We start from the raw sequence: 21,886 nt of genomic DNA, 5'->3' as shown, positions 1-21,886 counted from the left end.
TGCTGCCGGGCGGCCAAATGCAAAGTTTTAAACAAAATGGAACATTTTCAGGCCGCCTGCACCTGATTGCGTCCGGCAGCCTTGGCACGGTAAAGCGCCTCGTCGGCACGTTTAAGCGCCAGATCACTGCGCTCACCCGGCTGAAACTGCGCCACGCCCATGGAGACCGTGATGGTCACCGGCTCGCCCTTGAAGTGAAACGGGCACGCTTCGATGGCTGCACGCAGGGTTTCACCCACGGCCAACGCATCTGACAGTGATGAGTTCGGCACCAGCAACACAAACTCTTCACCGCCAAAGCGTGCGATGAAGTCGTTGGGCCGCAGGCGTTTTCGCAGCACCGTGGCGATGATCTTCAGCACCTTGTCGCCAGCCAGATGGCCATAGCCGTCATTGATGCGCTTGAAGTGATCCAGGTCCAGCATCGCCAATGACAGGCTGTTGCCACGCTGGTGCCAGGTGTTGACCTCTTGCTCCAGGCGCTCGGTCCAGGCAGCACGGTTGGGCAAGCCGGTGAGCGGGTCGATCAAGGCTTTTTGGCGCTGAACCTCCAAATGCTCTCGGTAGCCCTGAGCCTCTTGCTCCATATTGGCGACCCGTTCGGCCAGGCTTTTGAGGCGTGCAGCCACTTCCTGCTCGCGCTGGTCACGCTGGTGCTGGTGTTGGTCCATGGTGCCCAACAGCCCTTCGAGATGGCTCTCCAGCACGTGCTTGAGGCTGTCCAGATCCGCGGCATCCTGGACGCTGGTTTGCAAACCATCCACCTGTTCGCGGATCTGAGTATCCAGCTCTCTGGCGGCCGAGCGACTGTCGGCGTGGCCGTCGCTGGCGACCTGCAGATGCCCCTGGAATGCCTCGAGACGCTCGTTGAGTTGCTTGAGGTAGGCTTCAAACTCGTGCTGGCCGCTGTCGGTAATCGCCAGCATCAACACCGCCAGGTCATCGAGAATCGGCAGCAGTTCGTACCAGTTCAATCCGTGGGCCAGGCGCTCACGCATGGCTTCGGCCTGGGGCCTGTGACGCTCGGGCAGCGACAGGTCTTCCAACAAGCCGAGCAGGGTGTCTTCGATGTGTTTGGCCACCGAACTGTAAGACGGCTCGGGGGTGTCGGGCAGGGCGTAGGTCTGATCCGCTTGCAGCTCGTCGGGATTGAGCTCTGGCGACTCTTCGGGCTCGTCGGACATGACCGGTGGCAAGGAAAGACTGCCGATTTCCGTCTGCTCCGGCTCACAGGCCTGAACCTCTGGTGCCTCGACCATGGCGGCAAGAGCACTCTCGAGCGCTGGCTCAACCTCCGGCTCAAGCGGTTGTTCGGGCTCCAGTGGTTCGATAATCGCAGCAGATGCCTCGATGACGGGCGCTTTGGCCACGACGGCGGGTGCCACTGGCGCCGCTTCGCTGATAACCTCGACAGGCTTTACTTGCGGTACGGGCTCAGGGGACGACTCGACAGGGGCCGTGACCTTCGGCTGCGGTGCAAAAGCCCGCAGCGCCTGGGTCAGCTCCGCCGATTGCACCGGCGCTTCAACTTCATCCACCGGCTTTGGCACAGCAGGCGCCTGAACAGCCGGGCGGGATTGCGCGGGCGGCTCGACCTCCGAGGCTTCGGTCGCTGCTTCTTTGGCGCCAAACAGACGCTGCAACAGGCCAGGGCTCGAGCGACTCGTTTCGCCCTCTGGTTCCAGGTTACTCAACGCCTGCCCCTGAAGGCCGCTCAACTCACTCAGCAACAGCGGGATCTCCCGCGCCTGGCCGACCCGACCATCCAGCTGTTTGGCGAACGCCTTCAGCGGGCGACTCACCTCACGCGGCAAGGGCAGCTTCTGCAACTGGGTGACCAAGGCCGTCAACGCGCTGCCGATCTGGTCAACCCGGGTTTCGCGGCGCTGCTCCGAATCCAGCACGGCCTTTTCCAGGCGCGGCAACAATGCGGCGAGGGCAGCGTCCATGTCGTCGGTGCGCACCACGTCGCGCATTTCCTTCATGCATTGGTCAACCGCACGGTCGGTCCCTTCTGCCGCCAGGGTGCTGCGTACCAGCCCCCGGCGCAGCAGGTCGAGGCGGGCGGCCCAGCGGCGCTCGAGCTTTTCTTGTTGCTCGACGCTTTTAAGGTATTTTTCTTTCCAACGCTGGGCGTCGTCGCTCATGCAAGAGGTCCGCGAGGGCCGGGGCTCAACGCGGGCAATGCATCAGCCGTGAGCGAACCCGGCAGACGAATCTCTACCGCGACGGGCAGGTGATCGGAGATGGGCTGCGCCAGTACCTGCACACTTTCGAGTGTCAGGGTCGGGCTGAGCAGGATGTGATCAAGACAGCGCTGCGGACGCCAGCTGGGAAAGGTGGCTTCGACTTGCGGCGCCAGCAACCCAAGGTCGCGCAACGGGGAATTCTGTAGCAGGTCTGTGGCATGGGTGTTCATGTCACCCATCAGCACCTGGTGTTTGTAGTTGCCAATCAGCTCACGGATGTAGGCCAACTGCAGGGTGCGGGTTCGAGCCCCCAACGCGAGGTGCATCATCACCACTACCAACGCTTCCGGCCCTTCGCCGAACCGCACGAGAATCGCCCCTCGGCCTTTTGGGCCCGGTAATGGGTGATCCTCGATCGCCCACGGCTTCAGGCGGCTGAGCACACCATTGCTGTGTTGGCCGAGTTTGCCGAGGTTGCGATTGAGTTGTTGGTACCAGTACGGAAAGGCACCCAACTGGGCCAGATGCTCGACCTGGTTGATGTAACCGGAGCGCAGGCTGCCACCATCGGCCTCCTGCAGGGCTACCAGGTCGAAGTCGCCCAGCAGGTCACCGATCTTCTGCAGATTACCGGCACGCCCATTGTGGGGCAGCAGGTGCTGCCAGCCACGGGTCAGGTAATGCCGGTATTTCTCGGTGCTGATGCCCACCTGGATATTGAAACTGAGCAGGCGCAACCGGCTGTCTGCCGGCAGGCCTGTAGATTCCAAGTGGTGTTCGTTGACCTTCGGGTCATGCAGGCCAACGACACGTTCAGTACCCCAGCGACGCATGACAGGCCCCTTACTTGGCTGCGCGCTCTTTGGCGATCAACTGATCGGCCACGTTCAGCGCTTGCTCTTCGCCGCCGGCACTGCCGATGTCAAAGCGGTATTTGCCGTTGACGATCAGCGTCGGTACGCCTTGCACGCCGTATTTCTGGGCCAGTTCCTTGTATTGGGCCATCTTGCCCTTCACAGCGAACGAGTTGAATGTCTCCAGGAACTTGGTTTTGTCGACGCCTTGGGTGGCGACGAAATCGGCCATGTCTTCAGGCTTCACCAGGCGCTTGCCTTCTTTCTGGATGGCATTGAACACAGCCGCGTGAACCTTGTGTTCTACACCCATGGTGTCCAGGGTAATGAACAGCTGGCCGTGGGCGTCCCATGGGCCGCCGAACAGGGCAGGAATACGTTTGAAATTCACGTCCTGAGGCAGCTTATCGACCCACGGATTGATGACTGGCTCAAAAGCGTAGCAATGCGGGCAGCCATACCAGAACAGCTCCACCACTTCGATCTTGCCCGGTACGGAAACCGGCACAGGATTGGTCAGTTCGACATAGGTTTTACCGGCTTCAAGCGGCACGTCGGCGGCTTGTGCGGTCATGCCGAAAAGGCTGGCAGTGACGAGAGCGGCGCTGAGGATCAGATTACGCATGCTTTACTCCTGGACAAATAAAGTCGCCTCACGCGACCTTTGTTGTGACAGGTCTACGCGGGCATGAGTTCGTTAGTGTAACGGCACCGGCCACAAAAAAGGGCGGCCTGGGCCACCCTTTTTATGCTTGCATCGACGGATTAATCGAGCGTTAACGTAGCCGGGGCACTTAGTGCAGGCCTTGGATGTATTGGGACACGGCTTCGATGTCCTTGTTGCTGAGTTTCCCGGCGATGCTCTGCATGATTTTGGTGTCGCCGTCGTTGGTGCGATTGCCTTCGCGGAAGTCTGTCAGCTGTTTGCCGATGTACTGCGCATGCTGCCCGCTCAAGTGCGGGAAGCCCGCTGCAGCAAGGCCTGCGCCGTTAGGCGAGTGGCAACCGATGCAGGAAGGCATGCCTTTTTCCAGGTTGCCGCCGCGGAACAATTCTTCACCGCGGGTCACCAGTTTCGCATCAGCAGCTCCCACACTGCCTTTCTGGCTGGCAAAATACGCCGCGATATCCGCCAGGTCCTGATCGCTGAGGTTGGTCAGCAAGCCGGTCATTTCCAGGACCGTACGCTTGCCGTCCTTGATGTCGTGCATCTGCTTGGTCAGGTAACGCTCACCCTGGCCGGCCAGTTTTGGAAAATTTGGCGCCGGGCTATTACCGTCCGGTCCATGGCAAGCACCACATACGGCAGCTTTCGCCTGGCCGGCTGTGGCGTCGCCTGCGGCATGGGCAACACCGGTGATGCCCAAGGTCAACAGCAGACTCACGATCAGTTTGTTCATCAGCTAATCCAACTACGGCTAAGGGTTAAAGAGTTATGGACCGGGTTCACTCACCATCAACTGAATGACGGCATGGTAATCCTCGGTACTGCAGTCCATGCACAAACCACGCGGCGGCATCGCCTTGAAACCCTGGGTCACGTGTTGCACCAGCGTGTCCATACCTTGAGCCAGTCTTGGCTTCCAGGCTGCCTGGTCACCCCGTTTCGGGGCGTTGGGCAACTGTCCGGCATGGCAGGCCCCGCAAACGCGGTTGTACACAGCCTCCGGATCCTGTGTAGCCTGAGCACTGTAAAGTGGCATCAAGACACCGACGGCTAGCAGCCACCTGGTCATACATCGACCTTTTCAGGGTTTGAGAGCGTTTTGCGTTCTAATGCGCAATAAAGGTCTATCGCTCCCGTGAACTTCATCCTTCGCTGGGACAAAGCACACACAAAATCTGCGGCATTATATACTGGCGCTACTGAAACGGAAACGACACCGCTTGCCGCACCCATTCCCGGCACCGCCCACATCGGAAAACTCATGCAACTCAAGAATCCCATCCTCGGCCTGTGCCAACAGTCCACCTTCATGCTCAGCGCCGCCAAAGTCGACCAATGCCCCGATGACGAAGGCTTCGAAGTCGCATTCGCCGGCCGTTCCAACGCCGGTAAATCCAGCGCGCTGAACACCCTGACCCACGCCAGCCTGGCCCGCACCTCGAAAACCCCGGGGCGCACACAGCTCCTCAACTTCTTCAAGCTAGACGATGATCGGCGTCTGGTCGACCTTCCGGGCTACGGTTATGCAAAAGTACCTATCCCGCTGAAGCTGCACTGGCAGCGTCACCTGGAAGCTTATCTGGGTGGCCGGGAGAGTTTGAAGGGTCTGATTCTGATGATGGACATCCGTCATCCAATGACCGACTTCGACCTGTTGATGCTCGATTGGGCCGTCGCCAGCGGCATGCCGATGCATGTCCTGCTGACCAAGGCCGACAAATTGACCTACGGCGCAGCGAAAAACACCCTGCTCAAAGTGCAGGCAGAAATCCGTAAAGGTTGGGGCGATGCGGTGACTATCCAGCTGTTCTCGGCGCCAAAACGCATGGGCCTGGAAGATGCCTACACGGTACTGGCAGGCTGGATGGAACTGGCTGACAAGGGTTCGGAAGCTGCCGAGTAAAAACTCGGGGCAAAAAAAACCCCGGACTTCGTATGGGGAGGGGAAGTTCGGGGTCCAAGTTCCGGACCGCTAGGGCGGGGTCCAGATATCTGCCAACACTTAACACAACATAGGAGCATTGAAGGGCTTCACCACCCATTCAGTAACTCTGAGTAGCAATTCACGGGTTAAGTTCCAGCACGCTCAAAAAACTATTGGAAATAACTCGCCGCGTTTTCCGATCTAAAGCGCTGCCGCGGCATGACGCTGCGGCCCAGGCCCGTGCTTAGTGCGCCTCGTCCCAGTTGTCGCCCACGCCGACGTCCACCACCAGCGGCACATCCAGCTTCGCCGCATCGCTCATGTGCTCACGAATCTTCGCGCTGACTTCAGCCACCAGATCCTCACGCACTTCCAGCACCAATTCATCGTGCACCTGAAGGATGACCTTGGCATCCAGGCCCGAGGCCGTCAGCCAGTTGTCGACCTTGACCATGGCCTTCTTGATGATATCGGCTGCGGTACCCTGCATCGGCGCGTTGATCGCCGTTCGCTCGGCGCCAGCACGCTCCTGAGGCTTGTTGGAGTTGATCTCAGGCAAGTACAGGCGGCGCCCGAACAGGGTTTCCACGTAGCCCTGATCAGCCGCCTGGGCGCGGGTGCGGTCCATGTACTCGCGAACCCCCGGGTAGCGGGCGAAATACACATCGATGTAAGCCTTGGCGGTCTTGGTGTCGACACCAATGTCCTTGCCGAGCTTCTGGGCACCCATGCCGTAGATCAGGCCAAAGTTGATCGCCTTGGCACTGCGACGCTGATTGGACGTGACCTCAGCCAACTCAACCTTGAACACCTCGGCCGCCGTGGCGGTGTGCACGTCCAGGTCGTCGCGGAACGCATTCAGCAACCCTTCATCCTTGGACAAATGCGCCATGATGCGCAGCTCGATCTGCGAATAGTCCGCCGCCAGCAGTTTGTAGCCTTTCGGTGCTATAAACGCCTGGCGAATCCGCCGGCCTTCGGCGGTACGCACCGGAATGTTCTGCAGGTTTGGATCGCTGGAAGACAGACGCCCGGTAGCCGCGACGGCCTGGTGATAGGACGTGTGAACCCGCCCGGTGCGCGGGTTGATCTGCTCGGGCAGGCGGTCGGTGTAAGTGCTTTTCAGCTTGCTCATACTGCGGTACTGCATCAGCACTTTCGGCAGCGGATAGTCGTCTTCAGCCAATTTGGCCAAGACTTCCTCGGCCGTCGAGGCCTGGCCCTTGCCGGTCTTCTTCAGCACCGGCAGCCCTAGCTTCTCGTAGAGGATCGCGCCCAACTGCTTGGGCGAACCCAGGTTGAATTCCTCGCCTGCGATCTCGTAGGCCTGGCGCTCCAGGTCGACCATCTTGTTGCCCAGCTCGATGCTCTGGATACCCAGCAAGGCGGCATCCACCAGGGCGCCCTGGCGTTCAATGCGCGCCAACACCGGCACCAGCGGCATCTCGATGTCGGACACGACGCTGGCCAAGGTAGGAATGGCCGACAGTTGCTTATGCAGTTCCTGGTGCAGGCGCAGGGTTACATCAGCGTCTTCCGCCGCGTAAGGCCCGGCTTGCTCCAAGGCAATCTGGTCAAAGGTCAGCTGCTTGGCGCCTTTGCCGGCGATGTCCTGGAAGCTGACGGTGTCGTAGTCCAGGTACTTCTTCGCCAGGCTGTCCATGTCGTGGCGGGTCGCGACGGAGTTGAGCACGTAGGACTCAAGCATGGTGTCGAAGGCGATGCCGCGCACGGTGATGCCGTGTGCCGGGTCGCCACCGATGGCGCAGTTGGCCAGGATGTTCATGTCGAACTTGGCGTGCTGGCCGACCTTGAGTTTTTCCGGGTCTTCGAGCAAGGGCTTCAGGGCCAGCAGCACGGTGTCGCGATCCAGCTGTTCCGGCGCGCCGATGTAGGAATGGGTCAGCGGAATGTAGGCCGCTTCATGGGCCTGCACGGCAAACGAAACACCCACCAGTTGCGCTTTCTGGGCGTCGATCCCGGTGGTTTCGGTATCGAAGGCGAACAGCTTGGCGTCGTTGAGCTTCTTCAGCCAGGCATCAAACTGAGCCTGGGTGAGGATGGTTTCGTACACCGGCTCGACAGAAACCGGAGCGACTGTCTCAACCGCTTCCTCGGCGGCCGCAGCCGACGGAGCTGCGCTCAATTCAACCCGCTTGGCATCGCGCTGAATCTCGTCAATCCAGCTCTTGAACTCCAGCAGCGTGTACAGCTCCAGCAGCTTCTCGCGATCCGGCTCGATCAGGTGCAAGTCGTCCAGGCCCACATCCAGCGGCACGTCGATCTTGATCGTCGCCAACTCGTAGGACAGGAACGCACTCGCCTTATGCTCTTCCAGTTTGGCGACCAAGGTCTTGGCACCACGAATCGGCAAGGTCGGCACGATATCGAGCTGCTCGTAGAGCTCTTTCAAACCGCCGTTCACGCCTACCAGCAAGCCGGACGCTGTCTTCGGACCAATGCCGGGAACGCCCGGGATGTTGTCGGACGAGTCGCCCATCAACGCCAGGTAATCGATGATCTGCTCGGGAGCGACACCGAATTTCTCCTTCACGCCCTCAACGTCCATGGCGCTACCGGTCATGGTGTTGACCAAGGTAATGTGCCCGTCCACCAGTTGCGCCATGTCCTTGTCACCGGTGGAAATCACCACCGGCCGGTCGGCAGCCGCGCTGCTGCGGGCCAGGGTGCCGATCACGTCGTCCGCTTCAACGCCTTCGACGCACAGCAGCGGGAAGCCCAGGGCGATCACGCTCTGGTGCAGCGGCTCGATCTGCACGCGCATGTCATCGGGCATGCTCGCGCGGTTGGCCTTGTATTCGGCGTACAGCTCATCGCGAAATGTCCCGCCCTTGGCGTCGAACACTACCGCGAACGGGCTGTTCGGGTATTGCCTGCGCAGGCTTTTGAGCATGTTCAGCACGCCCTTGACCGCGCCGGTAGGCAGGCCTTTGGACGTGGTGAGCGGCGGCAGCGCGTGAAAGGCGCGGTACAGGTAAGAAGAACCGTCCACCAGGACGAGGGGGGCTTGGCTCATGAGCAGGATCAACCTTTTCGGCGGGTCAGGCGCTAGAATAGCCGGACCAATGACGACAAAGGGACAAGGTTATCATGCGTACAGTAAATCGCCTGTTGTTGACCGGCTTGATTGCACTCACTCCGATGGTGGCCATGGCGGCAGATACTGCCCCTTCAGGCGACCCGGAGGTCACCATTCGCACGGAAGGCGACAAGACCATCCAGGAATACCGCCAAAATGGCTTCCTGTACGCAATCAAGGTGACTCAGAAAGGCTTTCCGCCTTACTTCCTGGTGCGCGCGGACGGAACCGATGCGAACTTCATCCGCTCTGACCAGCCGGATATGCTGATCCCGTCATGGAAGATCTTCGAATGGAAATGATTTCTTAACTTTAATCGGCGCTGCTCCCCGCAGCGCCCGTAACGGCAGTTTTAACCATGTCTGTGTTCACCCCCCTGGCTCGGCCCGAGCTGGAAACCTTTCTTGCCCCTTATGGGCTCGGCCGCCTGCTTGATTTCCAGGGGATTGCCGCTGGTAGTGAAAACACCAATTTCTTTATCAGCCTGGAACAGGGCGAATTTGTCCTGACCCTGGTTGAACGTGGCCCGGTGCAGGAAATGCCGTTCTTCATCGAACTGCTGGACGTGCTCCACGACGCCGACCTGCCAGTGCCTTACGCCCTGCGTACCACCGACGGCGTGGCCTTGCGCACGCTTGCCGGCAAACCGGCGCTGCTGCAACCGCGCCTGGCGGGCAAGCACATCAAGGACGCCAACGCCCAGCATTGCGTGCAAGTGGGCGAATTGCTCGGTCACCTGCACTTGGCCACCCAAGGCGACAAGGTACTGGAACGCAAGACCGATCGCGGGCTGGACTGGATGCTCAGCGAAGGCGCGCAACTGATTTCGCACCTCGACACAGAACAACAGCGCCTGCTGCAAGCCGCGCTGGATGAGATCGAGGCGCATAAGGCGCAGATCCTCGCGCTGCCCCGGGCGAATATCCACGCCGACCTGTTTCGCGACAATGCGATGTTCGAAGGCACGCACCTGACCGGGCTGATCGACTTCTACAATGCCTGCTCCGGACCAATGCTGTATGACGTGGCGATCGCCTTGAATGACTGGTGCTCGGACGCCGACGGCGTGATCGACGGCCAACGGGCGCGGGCATTGTTGGGGGCTTATGCGGGCTTGCGACCGTTTACCGCCAAGGAAGCGGAGCTGTGGCCGACCATGTTGCGCGTGGCCTGTGTGCGGTTCTGGCTGTCACGCCTGATTGCGGCGGAATCGTTCGCCGGGCAGGACGTGCTGATTCACGACCCGCGGGAGTTTCAAGTGCGCCTGGCGCAACGCCAGCAGGTCAAGACACCACTGCCGTTCGCGTTGTAAAGGTCGTACGCGGTCAAAAATGTGGGAGCGGGCTTGCTCGCGAATGCGGTGGATCAGTCAGCGCATCTGGTGACTGAAACTCCGCATTCGCGAGCAAGCCCGCTCCCACATTGGTTATGCGGCGTCTGTCAGAGCGACTCCAGGCACCCTGCCAAGTCATTCCCCAGCTTCTCCAGCACCTGCTCATACCCCTGAGCCGTCGCCGGCGTGTAGCCGCCCAACGCATCCAGCTCCGCCAGCTTCACCGGCAAACCCGCCACCAAGGTTTCCGCCAGGCGAGGGCGCAACGGCGGCTCGCTGAACACACACGTCTTGCCCACTTCCTGCAAACGCGTGCGCATCGCCGCCACATGCTGGGCGCCTGGCTGCACTTCTGCGGCAACGCTGAACACACCCGTGTGCTTGAGGCCGTAGGCATCTTCGAAGTAGTCGAATGCCTCATGGAATACGAAATACGGCTTGCCGGCGACATCCGCCATACGTGCTTTCAAGCGCGCATCCAAGGCGTCCATACGGCCATCAAAGGCCTTCACGTTGCTCTGATAACGCTCTGCGTTGGCCGGGTCTGCAGCGCTGAGGTCCGCTGCCATGCGGTTGGCGATTACTCGGGCGTTGACCGTCGACAACCAAAGATGCGCGTCCAGGCTTCCCGGACGATGATCGTGATCATGTTCGTCGGCATCTTCGGTATGGGAGTGGCTGTCTTCGGTGAACCGGCGCAGTTTCATCCCCGCAAGGTCCTGCACCGCCACCGTCGGCAAGGTACGGCCTTTCAGGACTCGCGGCAGAAAGGTTTCCATGTCCGGGCCAATCCAATACAGCAGGTCCACCGACTGCACGCGCCGTACGTCGGATGGACGCAGCGCATAGTTATGCGGCGAGGCGCCCGGCGGCAGTAATACCTCGGGAACCGCCACGCCGTCCTGCACGGCAGCGGCAATCAGCTGTAACGGTTTGATGCTGGTCAGCACCCGAACCTCCGCCTGAGCGGCACCGGCAAGCAGCAAACTGGTGACAAATACGACAAAAACGGGAAAAAGTCTGGACACGATGACCACTCAAGGAGGCAGGAACAGGTAACATAATAACGTCTCTCACAAATATCTGTCGCCGCTCATGCCTAAAACACCGCTTGCCAGCCGTCCCCACGACCACTCTCACTGCGTGCACACCGCGCTGTCAGAGGCCGACGCATTGTGCGCGCGCCAAGGCCTGCGCCTGACCGCCCTGCGTCGCCGGGTGCTGGAACTGGTGTGGCAAAGCCATAAGCCGCTGGGTGCCTACGACATCCTCGGCGTACTCAGCGAGCAGGACGGCCGCCGCGCCGCGCCGCCCACGGTGTACCGCGCGCTGGACTTCCTGCTGGACAACGGCCTGGTGCACCGCATCTCGTCGCTGAACGCCTTTGTCGGCTGCAACCACCCGGAGCACGCGCACCAAGGCCAGTTCCTGATTTGCCGCGAATGCCACGCCGCCATCGAACTTGAGCAAAAAAGCATCAGCGACAGCATCATCAAGAGCGCCGGCGACGTCGGCTTCAAGGTCGAAGGGCAAACCGTCGAAGTGGTCGGTGTGTGCTCGGGCTGCCAGGGGGCTTGATGAGCACTGCGTTAATCCGCCTGGAACAGGTCGGGGTCACGTTCGCCGGGCAAAACGTGCTGGATAACATCGCGCTGAGCGTCGAGCCGGGGCAGATCGTCACGCTGATCGGCCCCAACGGCGCCGGCAAGACCACGCTGGTGCGCGCCGTGCTCGGCCTGCTCAAGCCCGACAGCGGCAGCGTGTGGCGCAAGCCGAAGCTGCGGGTTGGCTACATGCCGCAGAAGCTGCATGTAGACCCGACCTTGCCCCTGTCGGTGCTGCGCTTCCTGCGCTTGGTTCCTGGTGTTGACCGTGCCCGCGCGCAGTCCGCGCTCAAGGAAGTCGGCGCCGAACAGGTGATCGACAGCCCGGTGCAAAGCATCTCCGGCGGCGAAATGCAGCGTGTGCTACTCGCCCGCGCCCTATTGCGCGAGCCGGAATTGCTGGTACTCGATGAACCCGTGCAGGGTGTCGACGTGGCCGGCCAGGCCGAGTTGTACAGCCTGATCACCCGCCTGCGGGACCGCCATGGCTGCGGCGTGCTGATGGTCTCCCACGACCTGCACCTGGTGATGAGCACCACCGACCAGGTGGTGTGCCTCAATCGCCACGTGTGCTGCTCCGGCCACCCGGAACAAGTCAGCGGCGATCCGGCTTTCGTCGAGCTGTTCGGCAAGAACGCCCAGAGCCTGGCGATTTATCACCACCATCACGACCACGCCCATGACCTGCATGGCGCCGTAGTTGATGACCCCACCGCACCCCAAACCCACGTTCATGGAGATAGCTGCAAGCATGGCTGATTTTCTGCTCTACGCCCTGCTGGCAGGCTTGGCTTTGGCACTGGTGGCGGGCCCACTGGGCTCTTTCGTGGTCTGGCGGCGCATGGCCTATTTTGGCGACACGCTGTCCCACGCCGCGCTGCTGGGCGTGGCCATGGGCTTTCTGCTGGATGTGAGCCCGACCATTGCCGTCACCGTCGGCTGCCTGCTGCTGGCCGTGTTGCTGGTGACCCTGCAACAGCGCCAGCCGCTGGCTTCCGATACGCTGCTGGGCATCCTGGCGCCAAGCACGCTGTCCCTGGGCCTGGTGGTTCTGAGCTTCATGCATGAAGTGCGCATCGACCTGATGGCCTACCTGTTCGGCGACCTGCTGGCAATCAGCCCCACCGACCTGGCCTGGATTCTCGGCGGCAGCGCGGCAGTGCTCGTGTTGCTGGTGGCGCTGTGGCGCCCGCTGCTGGCGATCACCGTCCACGAAGAACTGGCCACTGTCGAAGGCTTGCCCGTGGCGGCGCTGCGCATGACCCTGATGTTGCTGATCGCCGTGGTGATTGCTGTCGCGATGAAGATTGTCGGCGTATTGTTGATCACATCGCTGCTGATCATCCCGGCGGCTGCGGCCCAGCGTCATGCCCGCTCGCCGGAGCAAATGGCGGTCGGCGCCAGCCTGCTGGGGATGCTTGCGGTGTGTGGTGGCCTGGCGCTGTCATGGTTCAAGGACACCCCGGCCGGGCCGTCGATTGTGGTCACGGCGGCCGCCCTGTTTCTGCTGAGTTTTGTCCTGCCCCGTCGTGGGGTGTAGACTTGCTCGCTTTTTGCGCAATTAGAGAGTCGCAGGAATGAAGCTGTTCAACGCCCGTTATCTGCTCCTTGCCGCATTTTCCTTGCTGCTGGGCGCCTGCCAAAGCACCCCGCCCGCCGCCCCTGAGGCCCCGGACGCACGTGCTGCGGCCATCGCACAGCTGGAGCAAAACCTCGCCAGCAGTGAACTGGCCACCGCCGAAGATGAGCTGGCCGCCTTGCAGGCCCAATCGCCCAACGACCCGGCGCTGGAGCCTTATCAGCGCCAACTGGCCGAAGCCTATTTGCAGCGCAGCCAGATCGTTCTGCAAAAAGGTGACGTCAATGCAGCCGCCACGGCCCTGAGCCGCGCCCGTGCATTAATGCCCAAGGCGCCGGCGCTGACCGGTGGCGTCAACAGCGCAATTACCCACGCCCGCAAGGTCGAGCTGGATAAAGCCGAGGCTGCCTTGAAAGCCGCTGAAGCCAAGCCGCCCGCCAAGGTCATCGACCCGGCAGCACCCAGTACCACGGTTGCACTGAACCTCACCGATATTGAGGCGCTGCGCCATCAACTGGATGAGATCGCCACCGATGTGGTGAATTACCAGTGTGATGTGAGCATCCAGGCACCGCGCACCGAAGATTACCCATGGCTGGCCACGTTGCTGACCAAACGGGTGAAGCGCATCGATTCGGGGTATGACTTGAAGATTCACCGGCAGATCCTGAAGAAGGTACCGGCGCAGGTTGTGTTGATTCCGCGTAAGACTGAATAACGCCATTCGCGAGCAAGCCCGCTCCCACATTTAACCGAGTTCCACCTTTGGAATGCGGTCAAATGTGGGAGCGGGCTTGCTCGCGAAGGCGGTCTAACAAACAACCGATAACTTAAGCCGGAACAGCTTTAGCCTTCGGCTCCCGATCCCAGACCCGATGCTGGGCAATCGCCGCAAAAAACGCCTTCAACGCCTTCGCATCGCCGCCCACTATCAGCCCCGCATCCGCCTCAAGCTTCAGCACATCCAGCAACTGCTTCGCCTCACCAGCCAGGGCAATCGCCTTCAGGTGCTTGTACGCCTCCAGCAGGTAGTGCAATGCAACGCCATCGCCACTCAAGGCCTGCACCGACTTGGCCCCGCCCGGCACAAACACCGCATCGAACGCCACTGACGGCAAACCTTCCATTGACGCATCCACCGGCAGACTCTTGCCATCTGCCGTCGTCACCGGTGCCGATGTCGGCCCGAGCAGCTTCGCGTGCGCACCTTCGGCTTCCAGCGCCGCCTTCAAGGCAGCAATCGCCGCACCATCAACGCCGTTGGCGGCCAGAATCGCCACCTTGCGAGTCTTGATATCACCCGACAACAAGTTGGCCTGGCTCAACGCTGGCGAACGTTCCGGAGACGTCTTGCGCTCCGGCACGGTGCCTTTCTTCGGCGCCGGCAAGCCCAGGTTCTGCGCCACGCGCTTGGCCAGCTCCAGGTCGATGTTGGCGAGGATCTCGTTCACCTGCCGCGCCCGGATGAATTCACGCTCCACCTTGCCCAGCTCGAAGCTGTAGGCCGCAATGATGTGCTCCTGCTCGTGCTTGCTCATGCTGCGGAAAAACAACCGCGCCTGGGAGAAGTGATCACCGAACGACTCGCTGCGCTCACGAATCTTGTGGGCGTCGATTCGCTCCGGATACGTCTCAAAACCGCCGTCTTCGGCAGCAGGCGGCGTCTCTTTCGGCCAGCCGCCATCAATCGAGTTCGGCTCGTAGGACGCGCGGCCCTTGTCGATGGTGGTGCGATGCATGGCATCGCGCTGGCCATTATGAAACGGCGCGACCGGACGGTTGATCGGCAGCTCGTGAAAGTTCGGCCCACCCAGTCGGCTGATCTGCGTGTCGGTGTAGGAAAACAACCGGCCCTGAAGCAGCGGGTCATTGGAGAAGTCGATGCCCGGCACGATATGCCCTGGGCAAAACGCCACCTGCTCGACCTCGGCGAAGAAGTTGTCCGGGTTGCGGTTGAGCACCATCTTGCCCAGCGGCGTGATCGGCACCAGCTCTTCGGGAATCAGCTTGGTCGGGTCGAGAATGTCGAAGTCGAACTTATGCTCGTCTTCTTCGGCGATGATCTGCACGCCCAATTCCCATTCCGGGTAATCGCCGCTTTCAATGGATTCCCAGAGGTCGCGCCGGTGGAAATCAGTGTCTTTGCCCGCCAGCTTCTGCGCCTCGTCCCACACCAGGGAACAAGTGCCGACTGTCGGCCGCCAATGGAATTTGACGAAGTTGGATTTCCCCTCGGCATTCACCAAACGGAAGGTATGCACGCCAAAACCCTGCATGGTCCGCAGGCTTTTCGGAATCGCCCGGTCAGACATGGCCCAGATCACCATATGCGCCGACTCTGGCTGCAGCGAAACAAAATCCCAGAACGTATCGTGGGCCGAGCCGCCTGTAGGAATCTCGTTATGCGGCTCAGGTTTTACCGCATGCACGAAGTCAGGAAACTTGATCGCGTCCTGAATGAAAAACACCGGCATGTTGTTACCCACCAAGTCGAAGTTGCCCTCGTCGGTGAAGAACTTCACGGCAAAGCCACGCACGTCACGCACGGTATCACCCGAGCCGCGAGGGCCCTGAACCGTAGAGAAACGCGCAAATACCGGGGTTTTGTGTTCAGGGTTACGCAGGAACCCGGCCTTGGTCAGCGCCGAATGGTTTTCATAGGTCTGGAAATAACCATGGGCACCGGTACCCCGGGCATGAACGATGCGTTCCGGGATGCGCTCATGGTCAAAGTGCGTGATTTTTTCACGCATGATGAAGTCTTCCAGCAGCGAAGGACCACGGGAGCCGACCTTCAAGCTGTTCTGGTTGTCGGAAACCTTCACGCCCTGGTTGGTACGCAGCGCCTGGCCGGTAGCGTCGGAGCGAAATGTTTCCAGGCTTTGCAGCTTGGCGTTGGTATTGCCACGGTCCAGAGTGTCGGTACCCGCAAGTTCGCTCTTGGGCGGGGTGACTGGCTTTTTAGTGCTCATCAGACAAAAACTCCTCGTTTGCGTAGGCCAGAGCGATCCCCGGCTCTTCTTGAGCAAAACCCCAGGCACGGCACCTGGGAATTTCGAGTTGCTTATGTAGTGACTGACACGGTTTTGTACCGTTCCTTTTTTATGACCTTTGATCGCGTTATTGCCAAATCGCTGGTCGGATGAGAAATAAATGCTAAGAAACGCTATACGGACAGGCTAAAATGCGCGCCCGGCTAACCGCTGATCCCTTTTTAATGCGCCCCACAAGGTTCGCTACGTGATCGAGTTTCATAACGTCCATAAAACCTACCGGGTCGCCGGTAAGGATATCCCCGCACTGCATTCCACCAACCTGCGCGTCGAAAATGGCCAGGTGTTTGGTCTGATCGGCCATTCCGGTGCGGGAAAAAGTACTTTGCTGCGCCTGATCAATCGCCTGGAAGAACCCAGCGGCGGCCAGATCAAGGTCGATGACGAAGAAGTCACCGCCCTCGACGCCAACGGCCTGCGCCGTTTCCGGCAACAGGTCGGGATGATCTTCCAGCACTTCAACCTGCTGGCATCCAAGACCGTCGCCGACAACGTGGCGCTGCCGCTGACCCTCGCCGGCGAACTTTCCCGCAAGGAAATCGACGTGCGCGTGGCCGAACTGCTGGCCCGGGTCGGCCTGTCCGACCATGCCAAGAAGTACCCGGCGCAGCTGTCCGGCGGCCAGAAGCAGCGCGTCGGCATCGCCCGCGCCCTGGCCACCAAGCCAAAGATCCTGCTGTGCGACGAAGCCACCAGTGCCCTCGACCCGCAGACCACCGCCTCGGTGCTGCAACTGCTGGCCGAGATCAACCGTGAGCTGAAGCTGACCATCGTGCTGATCACCCATGAAATGGACGTAATCCGCCGGGTCTGCGACCACGTGGCCGTGATGGACGCGGGCGTGATCGTCGAGCAAGGCACCGTCGCCGACGTGTTCCTGCACCCCAAGCACCCGACCACCAAGCGTTTCGTGCAAGAGTCCGAGCAGGTTGACGAAGGCGAGCAGCGTGATGACTTCGCTCACGTGCCGGGCCGCATTGTGCGCCTGACGTTCCAGGGCGAAGCGACCTACGCACCGCTGCTGGGTACCGTCGCCCGTGAAACGGGTGTGGACTACAGCATCCTGGCCGGTCGTATCGACCGCATCAAAGACATTCCCTACGGGCAACTGACCCTCGCCGTCACCGGTGGTGACATGGAGGCCGCGTTCGCCGCCTTCACCGCCGCAGACGTCCACATGGAGGTGCTGCGCTAATGGAAATCTTCTTGAGCTTTTTCTCGAACATCGACTGGTCCGAAATTCTGTTGGCCACCGGCGACACCATGACCATGCTGTTCGGCTCGCTGCTGTTCACCGTGTTGTTGGGCCTGCCGCTGGGCGTGCTGCTGTTCCTGTGCAGCCCGCGCCAGCTGTTCGAACAAAAAGGCCTGTACGCGATGCTGTCGCTGATCGTGAACATCCTGCGTTCGCTGCCGTTCATTATTCTGCTGATCGTGATGATTCCGTTCACGGTGCTGATCACCGGCACCTCGCTGGGTGTTGCCGGTGCGATTCCGCCGCTGGTGGTGGGGGCCACGCCGTTCTTTGCACGCCTGGTGGAAACCGCGCTGCGTGAAGTGGACCGCGGGATTATCGAAGCGACCCAGGCCATGGGCGCCACTACCCGGCAGATCATCACCAACGCCTTGCTGCCCGAAGCCCGCCCCGGCATCTTCGCGGCGATTACGGTGACGGCGATTACACTGGTTTCCTACACGGCCATGGCCGGTGTAGTGGGTGCTGGTGGCCTGGGAGACCTGGCGATCCGCTTCGGTTATCAACGCTTCCAGACCGATGTGATGGTGGTCACCGTGGTGCTGCTGTTGATCCTGGTACAAATTCTGCAAACCGTCGGCGACAAGCTGGTGGTGCACTTTTCTCGAAAATAACGGCTATTGCCGGCGCGAAGCCGGCCAATTCCCGAACAAGGAGCTTGTTGAATGAAAAAACTACTGGTTGCTTTCGCCGCCGTTGCCGCGTTCTCCGCCCACGCCGCCGAAACCCTGACCGTGGCCGCATCCCCGGTGCCCCACGCTGAAATCCTCGAGTTCGTGAAGCCGGTTCTGGCTAAAGAAGGCGTGGATTTGCAGGTCAAAGTCTTCACCGACTACGTCCAGCCAAACGTACAGGTTGCCGAAAAACGCCTGGACGCCAACTTCTTCCAGCACCAGCCGTACCTGGATGAATTCAACAAAGCCAAGGGCACTCACCTGGTGAGCGTCGGCGCTGTGCACGTAGAGCCTCTGGGCGCCTACTCCAGCAAATACAAAACCCTGGCCGAACTGCCAAGCGGTGCCAACGTCGTGATCCCGAACGACGCCACCAACGGCGGCCGTGCGCTGTTGCTGCTGGCCAACAACAAGCTGATCACCCTGAAGGACCCGACCAACATCCTGTCGACCATCAAGGACATCACTGAAAACCCGAAAAACCTGAAGTTCCGCGAGCTGGAAGCCGCCACCCTGCCGCGCGTGCTGACCCAGGTCGACCTGGCGCTGATCAACACCAACTACGCGCTGGAAGCCAAGCTGGACCCGTCCAAGGACGCACTGGCCATCGAAGGCAAAGACTCGCCTTACGTGAACATCCTGGTGACCCGCGAAGACAACAAAGATTCGGATGCGGTGAAGAAGCTGGTAGCAGCCCTGCACACCCCGGAAGTGAAAGCGTTCATTGCCGAGAAGTACAAAGGCGCGATTCTGCCGGCGTTCTGATCCAAAGCTGAAACCCAATGATCGATCGTTCCCACGCTCTGCGTGGGAATGCATCCTGTGACGCTCCGCGTCACGACCTCAAAAGCAGACGCAGAGAGTCCAGTGCGGCATTCCCACGCAGAGCGTGGGAACGATCTAATGCCGTGCACATAACCAATGTGGGAGCGGGCTTGCTCGCGAAGGCGGTGGTTCAGTCGATACATCTGTTGACTGACACACCGCCTTCGCGAGCAAGCCCGCTCCCACATTTGATTTGTGTCGCTCAGGAAATGGTCGGCAGGCTTATTTACGCTGCAACAACCCCGGAAACTGCGCCACCAGCTTCTGGTTGTTCAACGGCGCCCGGATAAACCCGCGTTGCGTTCCATCCGGCCCGATCAGCGCGAGGTTGCCGCTGTGGTCGACGGTGTAGTTGGGCTTGCTGGTGTCCGCCGGAATAAACGGAATGCTTACCGCATTGGACACTTTCTGCACATCGTCCACATTCGCGCCGGTCAGGCCCTCGAACTGTGGATCGAAGTAGCCCAGGTACTGCTTGAGTTGCGCCGGCGTATCACGGTTCGGGTCAACGCTGACCAGGATCACCTGCAACTTATCCACAACGTCTTTAGGCAGCTCGCTCTTGATCTGGCGCAGTTGGGCGAGGGTGGTCGGGCAGATGTCCGGGCAGAAGGTGTAGCCGAAGAACAGCACGCTCCACTTGCCTTTCAACTCATTGACCACCACCGGCTGGCCGTCCTGGTTGGTCATGGTCACCGGCGGCAACTGGCGGCTTTGCGGCAGCAGGATGATGCCTGCATCGATCAAGGCAGTCGGGTCGCCCTGGCCTTTGCCGCTCAGTACTTTGTTGACGGTCAGGCCCATGATCAACGCGACAATGGCCACCAGAATGAAGACAGTTTTTTGAGTTCGAGTCATAGGTTCAACAATAGGTAATGGTCTACGAGCAGGGCGATAAACAGCGCGAACAAGTACCAGATAGAGTACTTGAAGGTGTTGATCGCCGCGTGCGGCCGACTGCCACGGTACAGCACCCAGGCCCATTGCAGAAAGCGCCCGCCCAGAACCAGTGCGCACACCAGGTACAGCACGCCGCTCATGTGGATGACATACGGCATCAGACTGACCGCCAGCAGGGCGAAGGTGTAGAGCAGGATATGCACCTTGGTGTAGTGCTCGCCATGGGTCACCGGCAGCATCGGGATGTCGGCCTTGGCGTATTCCTCCTTGCGGTGAATCGCCAGGGCCCAGAAGTGCGGCGGAGTCCAGGCGAAGATGATCAGCACCAGCAGCAATGGTTCGGCGCTGACGTGGCCCGTGACGGCAACCCAACCCAGCAACGGTGGCGCGGCGCCGGCAAGGCCGCCGATCACGATGTTCTGCGGCGTCGCACGCTTGAGGAAACCGGTGTAGATCACGGCGTAGCCCAACAGCGAAGCCAGGGTCAGCCAGGCGGCCAGCGGATTGGTAAACGCCAGCAACAACGCCAGCCCGGCAACCGCCAGCACCATCGCAAAAACAAGCGCCGCCACGGGCGATACGCGCCCTTGCGCCAGCGGACGTTTATGGGTGCGCGCCATCAGCGCATCGATGCGCCGATCCACCACATGGTTCACCGCCGCCGCGCCACCGGCACACAGGGCGATTCCCAGGTTGCCAAAAATCAGCACCGGCCAAGGCACCCCGGCGCGGGTGGCGAGAAACATACCCACCAGCGAGGTGATGAGCATCAGCACCACCACTTTTGGCTTGGTCAGCTCAAGATAGTCACGCCAGATAGCCTGGCTATGACGCTCGCCGATCAAGGTCGCCATGGCATCTCTCCTTTTAGGGTTATGAGGCCCGAGACGTGTTTACGCGGGCTGAAGCGCCAGCCGAACGGCAACTGATGGCGCACCCGGACCAGGCTGGTGCGGGCGTGGTAATTGACCAGTACCAGCGTCAGCAGCAGTGCCGCGCCGCCGGCGTTATGCGCAACGGCAACCGGCAGCGGCAGGTGAAAGTACACGTTGCTCAAGCCCAGGCAGATTTGCGCCGCCAGGGCGATCAACAACAGGCCGGCCAAGCGGGTCATGCCGACCACCTTGAGTTGCCAGGCGAGGCCCAGCAGTACGACGGTGACCAGCAGCGCGCCAATTCGGTGGGTGAGATGAATCGCCGTGCGCGCATCACTGTCCAGTTGCCCGCCGAGGTAATTGGGGCCGATATGCTGGGTCAGGTGAAAACCATTGGCAAAATCCGCCGCCGGCCACCACTGCCCGTGACAGGTCGGCAGGTCGATACAGGCCACGGCCGCGTAGTTGGAGCTGACCCAACCGCCCAGGGCAATCTGGCCGATCACCAGCACCAGCCCGGCCGTCGCCCAATACTGCAAACGCCTGGGCACGATCAGCGCCGGCAGCACGCCGGACAGTCGCAGTGTCAGCAAGAACAGCAGGCTCAGCGTCGCAAACCCGCCCAATAAATGCCCGGTGACCACTTGTGGCCAGAGCTTAAGCGTCACCGTCCACATGCCAAACGCCGCCTGGGCAAACACCACCGCCAGCAGGAACAACGGCAACTTCAATGGCTGCCCCGGATGACGCCGATGGGTCCAGGCACGCGCCGCCAGCAGCACGATCAGCAGCCCGAGGGCGCCGGCGAAATAACGGTGGGTCATCTCGTTCCAGCCTTTGTCTGCCTCGACCGGCGTGTCCGGGTAATGCAGTTCGGCATGGGCCAGCTGGGCTTCGCTTTTTGGCACGCTGATAAAGCCATAACAACCCGGCCAATCCGGGCAACCGAGGCCCGCGTGTGTCAGGCGGGTATAAGCACCCAGCAGCACCACGATCAAGGCCAGCAGGGTGGCAAACAGCGCGAGGCGAAATCCAGGTTTGGCCATGACGGTGT

General features: G+C 60.8%; 21 protein-coding genes. 10 read left to right on the top strand and 11 right to left on the bottom strand.

Annotated elements, in window-relative coordinates:
• Nucleotides 1–47: 47 nt before the first annotated feature.
• The 5 genes from AU074_RS02430 to AU074_RS02410 form a co-directional block, all read right to left on the bottom strand.
• Nucleotides 48–2,147 carry a diguanylate cyclase gene (locus AU074_RS02430; protein WP_076013326.1) on the bottom strand — a complete coding sequence of 700 codons (2,100 nt, stop codon included), beginning with the start codon at nucleotides 2,145–2,147 and terminating at the stop codon, nucleotides 48–50.
• Complete coding sequence (locus AU074_RS02425; RefSeq protein ID WP_010168652.1) at nucleotides 2,144–3,022, bottom strand: endonuclease/exonuclease/phosphatase family protein; 879 nt, start codon at nucleotides 3,020–3,022, stop codon at nucleotides 2,144–2,146. The genes AU074_RS02430 and AU074_RS02425 overlap by 4 nt, the downstream gene beginning before the upstream one ends.
• 10 nt (nucleotides 3,023–3,032) lie before the next feature.
• A complete protein-coding gene (locus AU074_RS02420; RefSeq protein WP_008439638.1) occupies nucleotides 3,033–3,668 on the bottom strand; it encodes a thiol:disulfide interchange protein DsbA/DsbL in 636 nt (211 codons plus the stop codon).
• Nucleotides 3,669–3,837: 169 nt separating this feature from the next.
• Complete coding sequence (locus AU074_RS02415; protein WP_076013325.1) at nucleotides 3,838–4,443, bottom strand: cytochrome c4; 606 nt, start codon at nucleotides 4,441–4,443, stop codon at nucleotides 3,838–3,840.
• Nucleotides 4,444–4,476: 33 nt separating this feature from the next.
• Nucleotides 4,477–4,779, bottom strand: a complete 303-nt coding sequence (locus tag AU074_RS02410) for a cytochrome c5 family protein (RefSeq protein ID WP_076013324.1) — start codon at nucleotides 4,777–4,779, stop codon at nucleotides 4,477–4,479.
• A gap of 192 nt (nucleotides 4,780–4,971) precedes the next feature.
• Here AU074_RS02410 and yihA point away from each other — a divergent pair, with 192 nt between their 5' ends.
• Nucleotides 4,972–5,613 (top strand): ribosome biogenesis GTP-binding protein YihA/YsxC, encoded by a 642-nt coding sequence (gene yihA / locus AU074_RS02405; RefSeq protein ID WP_003214811.1) that lies wholly within the window; start codon nucleotides 4,972–4,974, stop codon nucleotides 5,611–5,613.
• Between the two features lie 265 nt (nucleotides 5,614–5,878).
• On the opposite strand, the gene polA is transcribed toward yihA, so the two are convergent.
• Nucleotides 5,879–8,671 carry a DNA polymerase I gene (gene polA, locus AU074_RS02400; protein WP_076013323.1) on the bottom strand — a complete coding sequence of 931 codons (2,793 nt, stop codon included), beginning with the start codon at nucleotides 8,669–8,671 and terminating at the stop codon, nucleotides 5,879–5,881.
• 74 nt (nucleotides 8,672–8,745) lie between these two features.
• On the opposite strand from polA, the gene AU074_RS02395 reads away from it, so the two are divergent.
• Entirely contained in the window at nucleotides 8,746–9,036 is a 291-nt protein-coding gene (locus AU074_RS02395) for a DUF2782 domain-containing protein (RefSeq protein ID WP_003214814.1), read from the top strand.
• Between the two features lie 56 nt (nucleotides 9,037–9,092).
• A complete protein-coding gene (locus tag AU074_RS02390; protein WP_076013322.1) occupies nucleotides 9,093–10,046 on the top strand; it encodes a homoserine kinase in 954 nt (317 codons plus the stop codon).
• Nucleotides 10,047–10,174: 128 nt separating this feature from the next.
• On the opposite strand, the gene AU074_RS02385 is transcribed toward AU074_RS02390, so the two are convergent.
• Nucleotides 10,175–11,104 (bottom strand): zinc ABC transporter substrate-binding protein, encoded by a 930-nt coding sequence (locus AU074_RS02385; RefSeq protein ID WP_076013321.1) that lies wholly within the window; start codon nucleotides 11,102–11,104, stop codon nucleotides 10,175–10,177.
• 58 nt (nucleotides 11,105–11,162) lie between these two features.
• On the opposite strand from AU074_RS02385, the gene zur reads away from it, so the two are divergent.
• Genes zur through AU074_RS02365 form a run of 4 tightly spaced genes read left to right on the top strand, consistent with a single transcriptional unit; the run spans nucleotide 11,163 to nucleotide 13,968 of the window.
• On the top strand, nucleotides 11,163–11,645 hold the full coding sequence (gene zur, locus AU074_RS02380; protein WP_026078035.1) for a zinc uptake transcriptional repressor Zur: 483 nt from the start codon (nucleotides 11,163–11,165) through the stop codon (nucleotides 11,643–11,645).
• Nucleotides 11,645–12,430: a zinc ABC transporter ATP-binding protein ZnuC gene (gene znuC, locus AU074_RS02375; protein WP_076013320.1), complete on the top strand. Its 786-nt coding sequence runs from the start codon at nucleotides 11,645–11,647 to the stop codon at nucleotides 12,428–12,430. The genes zur and znuC overlap by 1 nt, the downstream gene beginning before the upstream one ends.
• Nucleotides 12,423–13,211, top strand: a complete 789-nt coding sequence (gene znuB / locus AU074_RS02370) for a zinc ABC transporter permease subunit ZnuB (protein WP_076013319.1) — start codon at nucleotides 12,423–12,425, stop codon at nucleotides 13,209–13,211. Before znuC ends, znuB begins: the two co-directional genes overlap by 8 nt.
• Nucleotides 13,212–13,248: 37 nt before the next feature.
• Complete coding sequence (locus tag AU074_RS02365; RefSeq protein ID WP_076013318.1) at nucleotides 13,249–13,968, top strand: PA5502 family lipoprotein; 720 nt, start codon at nucleotides 13,249–13,251, stop codon at nucleotides 13,966–13,968.
• 112 nt (nucleotides 13,969–14,080) lie between these two features.
• Here the strand turns inward: AU074_RS02365 and katE are convergent, their stop codons facing one another.
• Complete coding sequence (katE, locus tag AU074_RS02360) at nucleotides 14,081–16,222, bottom strand: catalase HPII (protein ID WP_076013317.1); 2,142 nt, start codon at nucleotides 16,220–16,222, stop codon at nucleotides 14,081–14,083.
• A 268-nt stretch (nucleotides 16,223–16,490) separates the two neighbouring features.
• Between katE and AU074_RS02355 the strand changes: the two genes are divergently transcribed.
• From AU074_RS02355 to AU074_RS02345, 3 genes are read left to right on the top strand one after another with little or no spacing between them, the layout of a single operon-like run.
• Nucleotides 16,491–17,498, top strand: coding sequence for a methionine ABC transporter ATP-binding protein (locus AU074_RS02355; RefSeq protein WP_076013316.1), 1,008 nt, complete (start codon nucleotides 16,491–16,493; stop codon nucleotides 17,496–17,498).
• On the top strand, nucleotides 17,498–18,172 hold the full coding sequence (locus tag AU074_RS02350) for a methionine ABC transporter permease (protein ID WP_063033708.1): 675 nt from the start codon (nucleotides 17,498–17,500) through the stop codon (nucleotides 18,170–18,172). The genes AU074_RS02355 and AU074_RS02350 overlap by 1 nt, the downstream gene beginning before the upstream one ends.
• 51 nt (nucleotides 18,173–18,223) lie before the next feature.
• On the top strand, nucleotides 18,224–18,997 hold the full coding sequence (locus tag AU074_RS02345) for a MetQ/NlpA family ABC transporter substrate-binding protein (RefSeq protein WP_076013315.1): 774 nt from the start codon (nucleotides 18,224–18,226) through the stop codon (nucleotides 18,995–18,997).
• 282 nt (nucleotides 18,998–19,279) lie between these two features.
• Here the strand turns inward: AU074_RS02345 and AU074_RS02340 are convergent, their stop codons facing one another.
• The 3 genes from AU074_RS02340 to AU074_RS02330 are packed head-to-tail and all read right to left on the bottom strand — an operon-like array spanning nucleotide 19,280 to nucleotide 21,878.
• Nucleotides 19,280–19,915, bottom strand: coding sequence for an SCO family protein (locus AU074_RS02340; RefSeq protein WP_003214837.1), 636 nt, complete (start codon nucleotides 19,913–19,915; stop codon nucleotides 19,280–19,282).
• Complete coding sequence (cyoE, locus tag AU074_RS02335; RefSeq protein ID WP_076013314.1) at nucleotides 19,912–20,811, bottom strand: heme o synthase; 900 nt, start codon at nucleotides 20,809–20,811, stop codon at nucleotides 19,912–19,914. Before cyoE ends, AU074_RS02340 begins: the two co-directional genes overlap by 4 nt.
• Nucleotides 20,799–21,878, bottom strand: coding sequence for a heme A synthase (locus AU074_RS02330; protein WP_076013313.1), 1,080 nt, complete (start codon nucleotides 21,876–21,878; stop codon nucleotides 20,799–20,801). Before AU074_RS02330 ends, cyoE begins: the two co-directional genes overlap by 13 nt.
• Between the last annotated feature and the right edge of the window lie 8 nt (nucleotides 21,879–21,886).

Source organism: Pseudomonas sp. ATCC PTA-122608 (assembly GCF_001952855.1).
Lineage (GTDB): Bacteria > Pseudomonadota > Gammaproteobacteria > Pseudomonadales > Pseudomonadaceae > Aquipseudomonas.
This window is presented reverse-complemented; position numbering and strand designations above follow the sequence as displayed.

Excerpts from the sequence above, each read along its gene's own strand:
- katE (WP_076013317.1), bottom strand. The coding sequence starts at position 16,222 with ATGAGCACTAAAAAGCCAGTCACCCCGCCCAAGAGCGAACTTGCGGGT.
- AU074_RS02410 (WP_076013324.1), bottom strand. The coding sequence starts at position 4,779 with ATGACCAGGTGGCTGCTAGCCGTCGGTGTCTTGATGCCACTTTACAGT.
- zur (WP_026078035.1), top strand. The coding sequence starts at position 11,163 with ATGCCTAAAACACCGCTTGCCAGCCGTCCCCACGACCACTCTCACTGC.
- znuC (WP_076013320.1), top strand. The coding sequence starts at position 11,645 with ATGAGCACTGCGTTAATCCGCCTGGAACAGGTCGGGGTCACGTTCGCC.
- polA (WP_076013323.1), bottom strand. The coding sequence starts at position 8,671 with ATGAGCCAAGCCCCCCTCGTCCTGGTGGACGGTTCTTCTTACCTGTAC.
- AU074_RS02395 (WP_003214814.1), top strand. The coding sequence starts at position 8,746 with ATGCGTACAGTAAATCGCCTGTTGTTGACCGGCTTGATTGCACTCACT.
- AU074_RS02340 (WP_003214837.1), bottom strand. The coding sequence starts at position 19,915 with ATGACTCGAACTCAAAAAACTGTCTTCATTCTGGTGGCCATTGTCGCG.
- AU074_RS02345 (WP_076013315.1), top strand. The coding sequence starts at position 18,224 with ATGAAAAAACTACTGGTTGCTTTCGCCGCCGTTGCCGCGTTCTCCGCC.
- AU074_RS02365 (WP_076013318.1), top strand. The coding sequence starts at position 13,249 with ATGAAGCTGTTCAACGCCCGTTATCTGCTCCTTGCCGCATTTTCCTTG.
- AU074_RS02390 (WP_076013322.1), top strand. The coding sequence starts at position 9,093 with ATGTCTGTGTTCACCCCCCTGGCTCGGCCCGAGCTGGAAACCTTTCTT.
- yihA (WP_003214811.1), top strand. The coding sequence starts at position 4,972 with ATGCAACTCAAGAATCCCATCCTCGGCCTGTGCCAACAGTCCACCTTC.
- cyoE (WP_076013314.1), bottom strand. The coding sequence starts at position 20,811 with ATGGCGACCTTGATCGGCGAGCGTCATAGCCAGGCTATCTGGCGTGAC.
- AU074_RS02350 (WP_063033708.1), top strand. The coding sequence starts at position 17,498 with ATGGAAATCTTCTTGAGCTTTTTCTCGAACATCGACTGGTCCGAAATT.
- AU074_RS02425 (WP_010168652.1), bottom strand. The coding sequence starts at position 3,022 with ATGCGTCGCTGGGGTACTGAACGTGTCGTTGGCCTGCATGACCCGAAG.
- AU074_RS02420 (WP_008439638.1), bottom strand. The coding sequence starts at position 3,668 with ATGCGTAATCTGATCCTCAGCGCCGCTCTCGTCACTGCCAGCCTTTTC.
- znuB (WP_076013319.1), top strand. The coding sequence starts at position 12,423 with ATGGCTGATTTTCTGCTCTACGCCCTGCTGGCAGGCTTGGCTTTGGCA.
- AU074_RS02415 (WP_076013325.1), bottom strand. The coding sequence starts at position 4,443 with ATGAACAAACTGATCGTGAGTCTGCTGTTGACCTTGGGCATCACCGGT.
- AU074_RS02430 (WP_076013326.1), bottom strand. The coding sequence starts at position 2,147 with ATGAGCGACGACGCCCAGCGTTGGAAAGAAAAATACCTTAAAAGCGTC.
- AU074_RS02330 (WP_076013313.1), bottom strand. The coding sequence starts at position 21,878 with ATGGCCAAACCTGGATTTCGCCTCGCGCTGTTTGCCACCCTGCTGGCC.